This is a genomic window from Streptomyces sp. CNT372 (genome assembly GCF_000377145.1).
Map to the genome: position 1 here is coordinate 22,970 of NZ_KB897791.1, position 13,574 is coordinate 36,543.

The following is a 13,574-nucleotide window of genomic DNA, read 5'->3' on the forward strand; positions in this document are numbered from 1 at the left end:
TCCGCCGCCCGCCGCCTGAGGCGGGCGGCAGTCCTTCCGACGAGGACCGGGCCCGGGGTCGTCCCCGGGCGGTTCGTCGCTGCCCGCGTGCCGGAGTCCAGTGACCTGAACGCCTGTTCCTCGCACGGAGAAGAAACGTGTCGCAATCCTCTGCCGCCCCCGTCGGTGTGCCCGTCGGCCGCAGCCTCGTCTACCTCGTCTTCGCCGGTGTCGCCTGGGGCACCGCCGGCGCCGCCGCCTCGCTGGTGTTCGCCGCGAGCGACCTCGGCCCCCTGGCCCTTTCGTTCTGGCGCTGCGCCGGGGGCCTGCTCCTGCTGCTGCCGGTCCTCGCGGTGCGGGCCCGGCTGCGGGGGCGTCCGGCGCCCGGGGCCGAAGGGGCGCCCGCGCCCGAGCCGCGCCGCCGCCGGCTGCTGCGCGTCCTCGGCACCGGTATCGGCCTGACCCTGTTCCAGAGCGCCTACTTCGCCGCCGTCGAGGCGACCGGGCTCGCCGTCGGGACCGTCGTCACCCTCGGTGCGGGACCGGTGTTCATCGCCCTCGGCGCCCGGCTCACCATGGGCGAACGCCTGGGCCGCGGCGGCCTCCTGGCGGTGGGCGGCGCCCTGGCCGGGCTCGCGGTGCTGGTCCTCGGCGGGGAGGGCGGTACGGTCCGGCCGCTGGGCGTGGCCCTCGCCGTACTGTCCGCCGCCGGTTACGCGGCGATCACCCTGCTCACCCGGTGGCTCGGCCGCGACGGCGGGGGCGGCGACCCGCTCTCGACCACGGCCTGGGCGTTCGCGATCGGCACGGCCGGGCTGCTGCCCCTGGCTGCGGCGGAGGGGCTGCTGCCCTACACGACCGATCCGGTACGGGTGCTCTGGCTGCTGGTGTACGTGGCGGCCGTGCCCACCGCCCTCGCGTACGCGCTCTACTTCACGGGCGCCGCGGCGGTGCGGGCCGCGACCGTCTCCGTGATCATGCTGCTCGAACCGGTCAGCGCGGCGGCCATCGCCGTGACGCTCCTCGGCGAGCGGCTCTCGGCCGCGACCGCCGGCGGGACGGTCCTGCTGCTGGCGGCGGTCGGTGGGCTGGTCGCCGCGGAGGCGCGGGGTGCGGCGGCGGGCAGGCGCACGCCGGCGCCGGTGTAGCCGGGGCGCGGGCGGGGTCCGGGCTCCGGGGCCCGCCCGCCCCGGGACCCGGACCCGGCCCGCCGGGGTGGCCGGGCCGGTTCGGGCCCGCCGGGGGTAGTCGGGCCGGTTCGGGCGCGGCCGGGGCGGCCGGGCCCGGTTCAGGCGCTCAGATACGCGGGGAGCGCGACGGACGGCTCCAGGTCCCCGGCGGGGACGGGCGCTCCGTACGCCGGGGCCACCGGGACCACGCCCGCCCAGTGGGGGAGGCCCAGGTCCTCCGGGTCGTCGTTGGGGTCGCCCGTGCGGGACTTGGCCGACACCTCGGCCAGGTCCAGCCGGAGGACCGCCGTGGCCGCCAGCTCCCTGGCGTTCGCCGGGCGGGAGTCGGCGGAGCGGCCGGCCACGACCTGGTCGACGAGGGCGTCCAGGGCGGTCCGCTTCTCCGCCGGGTCCGTGACCTGGCGTGCGGTGCCGTGCACCACCACGGAGCGGTAGTTGATCGAGTGGTGGAACGCGGACCGGGCGAGGACCAGGCCGTCGACATGGGTCACCGTCAGGCAGACGGCCAGGCCCGGGTCCGGCCGGCCTGCCTCCCGCAGCGGGCGGGAGCCGGTGGAACCGTGCACGTACAGGGCCTCACCGACGCGGGCGTACAGCGTGGGCAGCACCACGGGGGCGCCGTCGCGGACGAAGCCGAGGTGGCAGAGGTAGGAGGCGTCGAGTATCGCGTGGACCGTCGCGCGGTCGTAGGACGCCCGCTCCCGGGAGCGGGTGGGGACGGTGCGGCCGGTGGGCTCGTAGGCGGTCGCGGTGTCCTGCGGGGCGGGGACCGGCATTGCGTACTCCATTGCACTAGTGCATAATGTGGTTTGTGCTAGGAGAGTATCGGATCGCCGGGCGGCGCGCATCGGAGATCGCCGCGAGCGTCGAGGGCGCGGTCGGCTCGGGCGAGCTGGAGCCGGGTCAACTGCTTCCGCCCATGCGGGAGTTGGCGGCCGATCTGGGCGTCAACCCCAACACCGTCGCCGCCGCGTACCGCACCCTGCGCGAGCGCGGGGTCATCGAGACGGACGGGCGCCGGGGGAGCCGGGTGCGTTCGCGTCCGGCCACCACCCCGCGCAACGCGATCCGGGTGGAGCCGCCGCCGGGCGGGCGCAGTCTCGCCGAGGGGAACCCGGACACGGCCCTGCTGCCGCCCCTGGCCGAGGCGTTCGCCGCCGCCGCGCGCTCGCACGACGCCGCCCCCGTGCTCTACGGGGAGGGCCAGCTCGACCCGGAGTTCGCCCGGCTGGCGCGCGAGCGCTTCGACGCGGACGGCGTCCCGCCGGGGCCCGTGGCCGCCACCTCCGGGGCGCTCGACGCCATCGAGCGAGTGCTCGTCGCGCATCTGCGCGCGGGGGACGCGGTCGCCGTCGAGGATCCCGGCTGGGGGAGCCTCCTCGACCTGGTGACCTCGCTGGGCCTCAAGGCGGTGCCGGTCGGCCTGGACGACGACGGGCCGCTGCCGGAGGCGGTGGCGGACGCGCTGGCCGGCGGCGCGCGGGCGATCGTTGTCACCGACCGGGCGCAGAACCCCACCGGGGCCGCTATCACGGCCGGCCGGGCGGCGGAACTCCGGGCCGTGCTGGGCCGGTACCCGCGCACCCTCGTGGTGGAGGACGACCACGGCCACGCCATCGTCGACCAGCCGCTGCACCCCCTCGCGGGCGCCACGGCCCACTGGGCGGTGGTCCGTTCCGCGGCCAAGGCGTACGGGCCCGACCTGCGCGTCGCCCACCTCACCGGCGACACCGTGACCGTCGACCGGGTGCAGGGGCGGCTGGGGCTCGGGCCGGGCTGGGTCAGCCGGATCCTCCAGCGCGCCGTCGCCCATCTGTGGCGCACGGGGGCGGTGGACCCGCAGGCCGTGGCCCGCGCGTACGGCGAGCGGCGCGCGGCCCTCCTCGACGCCCTCGCCCGCCACGGGGTCGCGGCGCGCGGGCGGAGCGGGATGAACGTCTGGGTCCCGGTACCGGACGAGACCGGAGCGGTCACCCGGCTCCTCCGGGCGGGCTGGGCCGTCGCCCCCGGCGCCCGCTTCCGGACCGCGACCCCGCCCGCGATCCGGATCACCGTCTCCGGCCTGACCCCGGCGGACATCGAGTCCCTGGCGACGGCGGTGGCGGAGGCGGTGGGGCCGGTGCCGACGCGGAGTTACGGGTGAGGGGGTGTGGGGACGTGCGGGGGTGGGCCGGGGCCCGGTCCTGAGCGCGCCGAGGGGCGGGGCCCAGGGGCCGGGGCGATGCCTCAGCGCGCGGGCGCGGGCGGCGCGGCTTCCGCCGCCGGAGCACCGGCGGCCGGCGCGGCCGCGCACAGGGCCGGTTCCGGGGCGCCCTCCGGGGCCGTCGGGGCGGGCGCGACCGCCGGGGCGCGGCGCGGGCGGCTCTGGGTCAGGGCGGCTCCCACAAGGACGATCAGCGCACCGAGCGGCGTGTTCCACGCGAGCTGCTCATCGAGCAGCGCGACACCCGCGCCCGTCGCGATGACCGGGATGAAGTAGGTGACCATCTGGGCCGTCGTCGGCCCCACCTCGGCCACCAGCCCGTACTGGATCAGCAGCGCCATCCCCGTCCCCAGCGTGCCCAGCGCGACCACCGCCAGCAGCGGGACCAGCGGGAAGGTGCTCGGCACCGAGGTGAACAGAGGTGTCACCACGCCCAGTTGGAGGGTGGCGAGGCCCAGCTGCGCACCCGTCAGCGAGAGGTGCGAGTGGTGGGAGCCGGCCAGGGTGCGCCGGACGTAGATCCAGCCGATCGGGTAGCAGAGCGAGGCCAGCAGGGCCATCGCCGTCCCGCGCACCTCCAGGCCCGCGAAGCCCTGCCAGGCGCCCAGCACGGTGAGCACGCCCAGGAAGCCGAGCCCCAGACCGGCCACCCGGCGGCGGGTCGGGCGGTCCTCGGAGAGCGCCACCAGCGACAGGGCCATGCCCCACAGCGGCGAGGTCGCGTTGCAGATCCCCGCCAGCGTCGACGGGATGGTCAGCTCGGCGTAGGCGAAGAGCGAGAACGGGAGGGCGTTGAGCAGCAGCGCGGCCACCGTCAGGTGCCCCCAGGTCCGCAGCCCCGTCGGCAGCCGGTCCCGGCGGACGGCCATCGCGACGGCCAGTACCGCCGTGCCGAAGAGCAGCCTGCCGAAGGTCACCTGGAACGGGGCGTACGCCTCGGTCCCGACCTTGATCAGCAGAAAGCTGAAGCCCCACACCGCGGAGAGGACGGCGAAGCGGATGCGCCAGTCCACGGCCCGCCGGCCGGGCGGACCGGCGGTGACGGGAGCGGCCGGGGCGGTGGCGGAGGCAGTGGCGGAGGCGGGGCCGGGAGCGCGATCGGGCGCGGATCCGGCGGCGGCAGCGGCGGTCATGGGTCCACCCTCCCGCCCGCAACCTCGTAGAACAAGCGAGAAAAGATGAACCCTTCCTCGTAGCATTGCTTACATGTTGAATCTGGAGCGCCTGCGCACCCTCGACGCGCTCGCCCGCCACGGCTCGGTCAGCGCCGCCGCGGACGGCCTGCACGTCACCACCTCCGCCGTCTCCCAGCAGATGGCCAAGCTGGAGCGCGAGGTCGGGCAGCAACTCGTGGCCAGGAACGGGCGGGGAGTGCGCCTCACGGACGCCGGGCGGCTCCTCGCCGACCACGCCGCCCGCATCCTCTCCCAGGTCGAGCTGGCCCAGTCCGACATCGAGGCCCAGCGCGGCCAGGTCGTCGGCGAGGTGCGTCTCGGTGCCTTCCCCACCGCCGCGCGGGGGCTCTTCCCCGGCACCCTCGCCGCGCTGCGCGACCGCCATCCCGACCTGCGGGTCACCACCGTGGAGATGGCGCCCGAGAGCGGTATCCAGTCCGTCATCCGGGGCGATCTGGACGTGGCCGTGGTCCTGGACTGGAGCAACAAACGCCTCCCGGTGCCCGGCGGCCTCTCCCACGCCCGGCTGCTCGACGACGTGCCGGACGTGGCGATGCCCGCGGACCATCCGCTCGCCGGGCGCGCGGAGGTGGACCTGGAGGACTTCGCCGGCGACGACTGGGTGTCCTGGCCGGAAGGGGAGTTCTGCCACGACTGGCTGGTGTTCACCCTCCGGTCCAAGGGCTTCGAGCCGCGTATCGCGCATCGGGCGGGGGAACACCACACCCAGCTCGCGCTCATCGCCGCAGGGCTCGGGGTGTGCGTCGCGCCGAGGCTCGGCCGGGGGCCGGTCCCGGAGGGTGTCGCCCTGGTACCGGTGCGGCAGCGGATGCTCCGGCACGTCTACGCGGTCTGGCGGGCCGACGCGGACCGCAGGCCCTCCATCAGGGCGGCGGGGGAGGCGCTGCGCACGGCGGCGGGCACACCACGGTGACCCGCCGGTGACCCGTCCGGTGCGCCGCCCGGTGCCCCACGTGCGTTCCTGAACGGCCCGGCACCTCGGGGCCGTCCGGGGCGCGGCCGACCAGCGCGCCCCGGACGCTCCATCCGGCCTGCCCGGCCGCGCCCCCGCAGACCGGGGGTGCGGCCGGGCCCGGCCGTCACGCGTGACCCGCGTGCCCCGCCCGGCCGCTGACCCCGACGGCGGGCGGGGCACGCCTCACGCGAGCCTGATCGCGTCCCCCTCGACCGCGATGGCCTGCTCCGGCAGGGGCATGGTCGCCGGACCGCCCTTGACGCTGCCGTCGGTGGCGTCGAACCGGCTGTTGTGGCACGGGCAGACGATCACCCCGTCGGCCACGTCCTTCACCGCGCAGCCCTGGTGGGTGCACTTCGAGGAGAACGCCTTGAACACCCCGGCCTGCGGCTGGGTGACGACCACGTCGCCGACGACCTTTCCGCCTCCCTCGGGGATCTCGGCGGTCCGCACCAGGACGTCCCCGCCGGTCCCGCCGCCACCGGTGTCCGTGCCGCCGGTGCCGCCGGTTTCGCCCGCGGTCCCGTTCGCCGGAGGCGCCGCCTCCCCCGAACCCCCGCACGCCGTCAGGGCGGTGAGCCCCAGACAGCAACCCGCGGCCACGACGGTGCGCCGCGCCAGCGGCGGTGCGGTCGCCTGCGTTCCGGTCATGATGATGTTCCTCTCGACGGCAGGTCCCATTGCCGACCCGTTGAGGAGAGGTACGGGCCGCGGCCCGGGGACGTTCAACCGCGGACGGCCAACCGTGACGGATCACCGCGAACGGCCGACCGCCGCGGATCACCGCGAACGGCCGACCGCCGCGTCGTGCCGCGGTACCGGCCGGGGGCGTGCACGAGGCCCTGGAACGGGGCGCCGAGCCCACGGCCTCGCGCCCCGGGGAAAGGCCCGCCGCGGGGACACGCCCCCGGGACGCGCCCCTGGGCAGGAGCCCCGCGCCCGTGTTCCCTCCCCGTCAGTCCCGCCGGTCCACGAACTCCCTGGCCGCCGGCAGTTCGTGCGCGTCCTCCACCAGGACCGTGCCGCCGACCGCGTCCTTGTCGGGCCGGGTGATGTACGTGTGGAGCGTCGCCGGCCGCGAGACGTCGGAGAAATCCTGCGGCGTTCCCAGGCCCGTGTCCACGGCCGACTGCGAGCGGTGCGCCGTCACCAGCCCCTGACGGCTCAGGTCCTTGGCCGCGCACGCCTCCCGAAGGTCCGCGCCCATGAGGTGTGCCGCGTTGTACCCGGAGAGCACCCCCGAGTCGACCAGCGCATCCGGGTACTTCCTGCCGTAGTCGGCCACCATCTTCCGCACCGCCGGCAGATCGGAACTGACCGGCGGCGCCGCGCTCACCACGTGGAGCATCGCCGCGAGGGCCGGCTCCGCCGGGGTGGCCATGAGCTGCGGGGCGAAACCGGGTGCGCTGCTGACGACGGGCACCTTCATGCCGCGGGACGCCGCCACCCCCACCAGGGAGGCGGTCTGCGCGGGGCCCGCGCTGATCAGCACCGCCTTCACCCCTTCCTTGCGCAACGCGGTCACCTGCGCGGACAGGTCGGTGTCCGTGGCCTTGATCTTCTGCGGGACGACGGTGACCCCGGCCTTCCCGGCCGCCCACGTCGAGCCCTCCAGCGCGTTGGCGCCGTAGTCGCCCTCGAAGTACACATGGCCGATCCGGTCGCCCTTCCGCACGCCCTTGGTCCGGGTGAGGAAGTCCACCGCGCTGATCATGTCGATGTCGTACGTGGTGCCGAGCACCTGCACGGCGTCCCTGCCGAGCAGCGAGGCGGCCCATGCCTGCGGGAAGGTGAGGACCTGGTCCCGCTCGATGTCGTCGAGCAGACCCGCGACCACCGGCGATCCGATCACCTGGGGCAGCGCGAGGACCGAGGGCGAGATCTCCGTGTAGGCGGAGACCGCCTTCTGCACGTCGTAGCCGTGGTCCTTCACGGTGATGGACACCTTGCGGCCGCAGATGCCGCCCTTGGCGTTGACCTCGTCGGCCCACATCTGCTGCGCCTGCACGATGCTCTTGCCGAGCGTGGCGTAGGGGCCGCTGAGGTCGGTCAGCGCGCCGAGGGTGATGGTGTCGGCGGTGACGCCGGGGCCGCCCTTGACCCCGTCGTCGCCGTCGGCGGAGGGCTTGGCGTCGCCGGCTTTCGTGCTGCAGCCGGTGCCGGCGAGGAGGAGGGCCGCGCAGGAGGCGGCGACGGCGGTTCTGGCGAGGCGGTTCACGAGATCTGCTCCTTGGGTCGGTCGGCGCGGCCGGGGGAGTCCGGCGGTGCGGCGGCGGGGGGCGTGGCGGCAAAGGACGGGGGCGTCCGCCCCGTACGGCGGCGCAGACGCTGCCGCGCGCGGCGCGCGAGACCGCGCAGTCCGTCGGGGGTGAAGATGAGGACGAGGATGATCGCCGCGCCGTAGAGATAGCGCGACGCCTCGGTCGGGCCGACGGCGTGACCGGGTGAGCCCGGCGCCGCCACCAGCGGGAGCTGGTCGGCATAACGGGCCATCAGCAGCGGGAGAGCGGTGACGAACACGGCGCCGGCGGTCGCGCCCCCGACCGAGCCCAGCCCGCCGATGACGATCATGGCGAGGTAGTCGATGGAGAGCACCAACGAGAAGTAGTCGGGCACGATCCTGCGGAACGCCAGCGCCAGCACCACCCCGGCGAGCCCCGCGTACATGGACGAGAGGACGAACGCGGTCGAGCGGTACCGGGCCAGGGACACGCCCATCACGGCGGCCGCCGTCTCACTGTCCCGCAGCGCCACGAGCGCGCGGCCGGGACGCCCGCGCAGCACCCCTCGCGCGGTGAACCAGGTCAGCCCGAGAAGGGCCAGCCCGAGGTACCACAGGCGCTCCTCGGCGCCGAAGGGCACTCCGAGCACCACGACGGGGGGATCGGTCGCGGCGAAGCGGAAGCCGCCGATCTCCATGGGCGGCACGGAGCGGCCGTTGAACCCGCCGGTCACCGACTCGGCGCCGAGCATCACATGGTGCCCGAGGAAGACCAGCGCCAGGGTGGCCACCCCGAGGTAGATCCCCCGCACCCGGGCCGCGACCGGACTGAACAGTCCGCCCGCCGCACCCGCCATGGCCACCGCGAGGACCAGTGCCACCGCCGGCGGCAGACCCGGGCCGGGCTCTCCCGCCAGCCATACGTACCCGTAGGCCCCGACGGCGAGGAAGAACGCGTGGCCCAGGGAGAGCTGCCCGGCGGTGCCCGACAGCAGGTTGAGCCCCACCGCGCCGATCGCCGCGGCCATCGCGAACAGGCCCATCTGGAGCCAGAACGCCTCCGCGTAGAGCGGCAGGGCGCACAGCACCACGAGCCCCGCACCTCGGGCGATCCGGCCGAGGGCACGGTCGGACACCCGGTAGGAAGTCCTTTCAGACACGGACGGCCTCCTTCGTCCCGAACAGCCCCGCGGGCCGCACCAGAAGCACCAGCACCATCACCGCGTACGGCGCCACGTCACCGAACCCGTCGCCGAGGACGGAGAGTTCGGACTGGTAGCCGGCGACCACGGCCTCGGTGACCCCGATGAGCAGGCTTCCGGCGAGCGCGCCCGGCGGTGACGTCATCCCGCCGAGGATCGCCGCGGGGAACGCCTTGAGCGCGATCTGCCCCGTGGTGCGCTCCAGCCCGGGGGCCGGGAACGCGGCCAGGAAGACCGCGGCCAGCGCCGCGAGCAGCCCCGCCAGGCACCAGGAGAGGGTGCGGATCCGGCCCAGCCGGATGCCCATCAGGGCGGCGGCCTCCCGGTCCTCGGCAGCGGCCCGGAGCGACAGCCCCCAGCCGGTGTACCGGAACAGCGCGAACACACCGCCGATGACCAGCACCGAGGTGACGATCGCCGCGATCCTGCTGTGGGCCACGGTCACCGGCCCCAGGGCGGCCACCGACCCGCCCCACGGGTCGCCGAGGGACAGGAGGTCCCCGCCGATCCGCCGGGCCAGATCGGTCATCAGCACGATGTCCACACCGATGGTCAGGATGGTGAGGACGTGCGCGGCATGCGGGTCCAGACGGCGCAGCAGCAGCCGGTCGACCAGCCCCGCCACCACGGCGGTGGCCGTCACCGCCACCACCAGGGCCCCGGCGAAGCCGAGGTCGTCGTGGAGGACGGCGGTGAGGTAGCCGCCGAGCAGCAGCAGCGAACCGTGGGCGAAGTTCATCACCCCCGACGCCTTGAAGATGATCACGAAGCCGAGCGCCACGAGGGCGTAGACCGAGCCGAGGGCCAGGCCGTTCAGCACGATGTCGAGCACGGTGGTCATGAGGGTCGCTCCTCGGTGGCGGCGGAGCCGAGATAGGCGCGGCGGACCTCGGGGTCCGCCTGCACGGCGCCGGGCGTTCCGGCGGCGATCCGCCGCCCGAAGTCGAGGACGGTCACGTCCTCGGCCAGCCGCATCACCAGGGCCATGTCGTGCTCCACCAGCAGGACGGACAGGCCGAGTTCGGCGCGTACCGCGCGCAGTATCCCGACCGTGCGCGCCCGCTCCCCGGCGTTCATGCCGGCGACCGGCTCGTCGAGGAGCAGGACCCGCGGTTCCAGGCACAGGGCGCGGGCCAGTTCGACCCGCTTGCGGTCCCCGTAGGACAGCAGTGCCACCGGGCTGTCGAACAGCGGCCCCAGACCGGTCAGTTCGGCGATCTCCCGGGCCCGCGCCCGGTGTGCGCGCTGTTCGCGCACCGCGTGGGGCAGTCCGAGGGCGCTCGCCGTGAACCCGGCGCGTGACAGGGTGTGGCGGCCCAGCATCAGGTTGTCCCCGACGGTTCCGGCGGTGACGACGATGTTCTGGAAGGTCCGGGCCATGCCGAGCCCCGCGATCCGGTGCACCGGCAGCCGCGTCAGCTCCCGCTCGCCGAGGTGGACGGTGCCGGCGTCGGGGCGGGTGAGTCCCGACAGGACGTTGAAACAGGTCGACTTGCCCGCCCCGTTGGGGCCGATCAGGGCGTGGATGCTGCCGGGCGCGACCGTGAAGGACACGTCGTCGAGCGCGGTCAGTCCGGCGAAGCGCACGGTGATGCCGCGCACGTGCAGCGGGGGAGGGGCGGTCACCGGCCTCCCCGCCCTTCGTCGTCCGCGCCCGCGGAGGGCCGGACGGACGGCGTCGCGGGGGCGGCCGTGCCCGCCCCGGCCGGCTCGGCGGACGGGGGCGCCTGGGCCGGGACCGTGTCGTCGCCCGTGCGGCCCGTCCCGGCCGCGGGTCCCCGCCTGCCGGCGCCGTCCGCCTCGTCGTCGGCCTCCCTCCCGGCCGTGCCGTCGCTTGTGCCCGCGTGGTCCGGGACGGGCCCGCCCGGGTCCTCACCGAGGTACAGCCGGCGGATCGCGTCGGTACGGGTCAGTTCCGCCGCGGAACCGCTGAGCCGCACCTCGCCCACGTCGAGCACGTAGGCCCGGTCGGCGAGGGCCAGGGCCATGGCCGCGTTCTGCTCCACCAGCAGGACCGAGGTGCCCTGGGCGTTGATCTCCCGCACCACGTCGGCGATCCGCTCGACCATCATGGGCGCCAGCCCGAGGGACGGTTCGTCGAGGAGGAGCAGCCGGGGAGCGGCCATCAGGGCCCGGCCGATGGCCAGCATCTGCTGCTCTCCGCCGGAGAGCAGACCGGCGCGCTGCGCGGTGCGCTCGGCGAGCCGGGGGAAGAGGCCGAACACCCTCTCGCGCGCCTTCCGCACCTGCGCGGGAGCCCGCTGCCCGAGGCCGCCGGCCCGCAGGTTCTCGTCGACACTCAGTCCCGCGAACACGCGGCGCCCCTCCGGGACCTGGACCACCCCCGCGCGTACGGCGGCGACGGGATCCCGCCCGTCCAGGAGCACATCGCCGTAGCGGACCGTCCCGCCGGTGATCGCGCCGTGGTGCATCCGCAGCGTTCCGGAGACGGCGCGCAGCAGAGTCGTCTTGCCCGCGCCGTTCGCGCCGAGCAGGGCCGCGACGCCGCCGTGCGGCACGTCGAGCCGGACACCCCTCAGTGCGGTGACGGCCCGGCCGTACTGCACGTCGAGAGCGTCGACCCGCAGGGCCGGACGGCTGCTGTCGGGGGGTGGTTGGGGCATCACGGCTCCTCGGTTCCGCACGGCGGCGGACGACGGACGGCCGGTACCGCGCAGCGGCCGACCGGGGAAGGGGGGAGACGGCGCAACGAGAACACGGTGGCGCCGGGGTGGTACAGGCTTCACCGCGTGCTCAGGGCCGCCTCCCAGGCCGAACGGGCCACCGTTGTGCGGCTGCCCAGTGCCCCCACCGGTCCGCCGTCCGGGCCGCCCGTGTCGGCGTCGTCCGCGTCGCCCGCGTCGCCCGTGCCCGTTCGTGCCGTCCGTGCCGCTCGCGTCGCCCCTGTCGTCCGCGCCGCCCCGCGGGCCGGCAGCCGCGCGGACGGCGGGCGCGGTCCGTGGCCCGCGGGACGCGGCGGTTGCGCGGGCGGGGCTCGCGGTGGCGGCCGGGGGTGAGCGGGCGGCGGCCCGGGGCGGCCGGGGGAGGGCGGGGACCCTGACGCCCGGCCGCGGTCGGGCGACCGTCGCGCTCCGGTCCCCCGTCGGGTACCGGGCGCGCGCGGCCGGCGAGCAGGTCCGACCGGAGGACGACGGCGCGTCAGGTGCCGAGCAGTCGGCGGGCGGTCAGGGCCAGGGAGATCTCGACCAGGTCGGCGGGCCGTGCGAGGGAGCGGCCCATGAGCTGCTCGCAGCGCCGCAGACGGTTGAGGACCGTATTGCGGTGGCAGTACAGCCGGGTGCCCGCGCGCTGCGCCGAGCCCGCGCAGTCCAGCCAGACGGCCATCGTGTCCAGCAGCAGGTCCCGGTCGGAGGGGTCGAGACGCAGCAGCGGGCCGAGCACCCGGTCGGCCAGCGCCGCCCCCAGCGCGGGCGAGCTGACCACCAGCGCCGCCGGCAGGTGCTCCTCCAGCAGCACCGTGCCGCCCGCCTCCGGGCACGCCCGCAGCGCGGTCTCCGCCAGCCGGCGCGCGTCCCCGACGGCCGCGAGCCCGTCCACCGGTGAACTGATACCGATCCGTGTGCCGGGCGGCCCGGCGATCTCCGCGACGAGCGCGTCGAGCGCCTCCCCGGCCGGTCCCTCACCCGGCAGCAGGACGATGCCCAGCTCCACCTCCGCGCCGGGGTGCCACACCGTCCTGACGCCCGTACCCGCCCCCGTGCCCCCGGCCGTGCAGGGGCCCGGGCCCGGGGCGGCGGGGCGGGCGCCCGCGTAGGGCGCGCCGGGGCCGCCGTCGACGAGCACGACCGCGTACCGGCCGTGCTCGGGCAGGTCCAGGGCGGCGGACACCTCCGCGAGGTCGGCGACCCGGATCGTGCCGTCGAGCAGTGTCGCCGTCATGACCCGCAGACGGTTCTCCCGGCGCCAGACGAGCCGGCGTTCCACCTGCCGGTACGCCTCGGCGACGAGCGTGCAGTGTTCGTCGACGAAGTTCCACACGTCCGCGGCGACGTGCACCAGCAGCCGTACGTCCTCGGGGCGGTGACGGGCGGTCTCCTCGACGAGGCCCTGCCAGACGAGGGCGCCGCCGATCCGGAACGCGTGCAGCAGGGCGTCGAGCGGAAGCCCCTGTTCCGCCCGTACCGCGCCGATCTTCCAGGAGCAGCGCCGGGCCGCGTCCCTGGTGCTGCGGGGGTCGATCAAGGAGCCGACGCTGTGACGCAGCGACCGGTGGGCCTCCTGCCACACGTCGGCCGCGTCCGCGGCGATCGCCGCCTGGTAGGCGGGTTCCTGGTCCCGCAGCTCCGCGACCAGCCGGTCGGTCAGGTCCGGGAGGTCGTCCAGCAGTACCCGTGCCGCCCGGTGGAGGGCACCGAGGGCCTCCGCGTTGACGAGGGACCGGGTACGCACCGGCCCTCTCCCCGGCGCCGCCGGGGCGCCCGGACCGGCGAGGCCGGGCCGGGCGGACGGATGGGCCGGCCCGGCCGCGGCCGACGGGGCCTCGGGCACGGTCCGGAACCGGCTTCGTACGACGTGCTGCTGCATCGCGGCCCTCCACCGAACTCGTTCGGGTCCGCCGCCGGGATTGACCCGCGCGCCGGACGAGCGTCGAGTCCGAAGGATGGCAT

The 13,574-nt window shown here is 75.8% G+C and carries 11 protein-coding genes and 1 pseudogene; 3 read left to right on the forward strand and 9 right to left on the reverse strand.

Annotated features, from left to right (window positions below; translation table 11 throughout):
* The first annotated feature begins 137 nt into the window (after positions 1–137).
* Entirely contained in the window at positions 138–1,127 is a 990-nt protein-coding gene (locus C593_RS0125715) for a DMT family transporter (RefSeq protein ID WP_051093798.1), read from the forward strand.
* Between the two features lie 140 nt (positions 1,128–1,267).
* On the opposite strand, the gene C593_RS0125720 is transcribed toward C593_RS0125715, so the two are convergent.
* Positions 1,268–1,945, reverse strand: coding sequence for a pyridoxamine 5'-phosphate oxidase family protein (locus C593_RS0125720; protein WP_018850204.1), 678 nt, complete (start codon positions 1,943–1,945; stop codon positions 1,268–1,270).
* 35 nt (positions 1,946–1,980) lie between these two features.
* Between C593_RS0125720 and C593_RS0125725 the strand changes: the two genes are divergently transcribed.
* Positions 1,981–3,312, forward strand: a complete 1,332-nt coding sequence (locus C593_RS0125725) for an aminotransferase class I/II-fold pyridoxal phosphate-dependent enzyme (RefSeq protein WP_078521911.1) — start codon at positions 1,981–1,983, stop codon at positions 3,310–3,312.
* A gap of 83 nt (positions 3,313–3,395) precedes the next feature.
* On the opposite strand, the gene C593_RS0125730 is transcribed toward C593_RS0125725, so the two are convergent.
* Positions 3,396–4,505, reverse strand: a complete 1,110-nt coding sequence (locus C593_RS0125730; RefSeq protein ID WP_018850206.1) for a DMT family transporter — start codon at positions 4,503–4,505, stop codon at positions 3,396–3,398.
* Between the two features lie 73 nt (positions 4,506–4,578).
* Between C593_RS0125730 and C593_RS0125735 the strand changes: the two genes are divergently transcribed.
* Positions 4,579–5,481, forward strand: a complete 903-nt coding sequence (locus C593_RS0125735) for a LysR family transcriptional regulator (RefSeq protein ID WP_018850207.1) — start codon at positions 4,579–4,581, stop codon at positions 5,479–5,481.
* Between the two features lie 225 nt (positions 5,482–5,706).
* Here the strand turns inward: C593_RS0125735 and C593_RS0125740 are convergent, their stop codons facing one another.
* The 7 genes and pseudogenes from C593_RS0125740 to C593_RS0125770 form a co-directional block, all read right to left on the reverse strand.
* Positions 5,707–6,174, reverse strand: a complete 468-nt coding sequence (locus C593_RS0125740) for a Rieske (2Fe-2S) protein (protein ID WP_018850208.1) — start codon at positions 6,172–6,174, stop codon at positions 5,707–5,709.
* Between the two features lie 304 nt (positions 6,175–6,478).
* Positions 6,479–7,741, reverse strand: coding sequence for an ABC transporter substrate-binding protein (locus C593_RS0125745; protein WP_018850209.1), 1,263 nt, complete (start codon positions 7,739–7,741; stop codon positions 6,479–6,481).
* Positions 7,738–8,880 carry a branched-chain amino acid ABC transporter permease gene (locus C593_RS0125750; protein WP_018850210.1) on the reverse strand — a complete coding sequence of 381 codons (1,143 nt, stop codon included), beginning with the start codon at positions 8,878–8,880 and terminating at the stop codon, positions 7,738–7,740. Before C593_RS0125750 ends, C593_RS0125745 begins: the two co-directional genes overlap by 4 nt.
* 16 nt (positions 8,881–8,896) lie before the next feature.
* A complete protein-coding gene (locus tag C593_RS0125755) occupies positions 8,897–9,787 on the reverse strand; it encodes a branched-chain amino acid ABC transporter permease (RefSeq protein WP_018850211.1) in 891 nt (296 codons plus the stop codon).
* Positions 9,784–10,572 (reverse strand): ABC transporter ATP-binding protein, encoded by a 789-nt coding sequence (locus C593_RS0125760; protein WP_018850212.1) that lies wholly within the window; start codon positions 10,570–10,572, stop codon positions 9,784–9,786. The genes C593_RS0125755 and C593_RS0125760 overlap by 4 nt, the downstream gene beginning before the upstream one ends.
* A gap of 233 nt (positions 10,573–10,805) precedes the next feature.
* A pseudogene (locus C593_RS30520) lies at positions 10,806–11,570 on the reverse strand (ABC transporter ATP-binding protein); the annotation flags it as partial.
* Between the two features lie 535 nt (positions 11,571–12,105).
* Positions 12,106–13,491, reverse strand: coding sequence for a helix-turn-helix domain-containing protein (locus C593_RS0125770; protein ID WP_018850214.1), 1,386 nt, complete (start codon positions 13,489–13,491; stop codon positions 12,106–12,108).
* Positions 13,492–13,574: the final 83 nt, after the last annotated feature.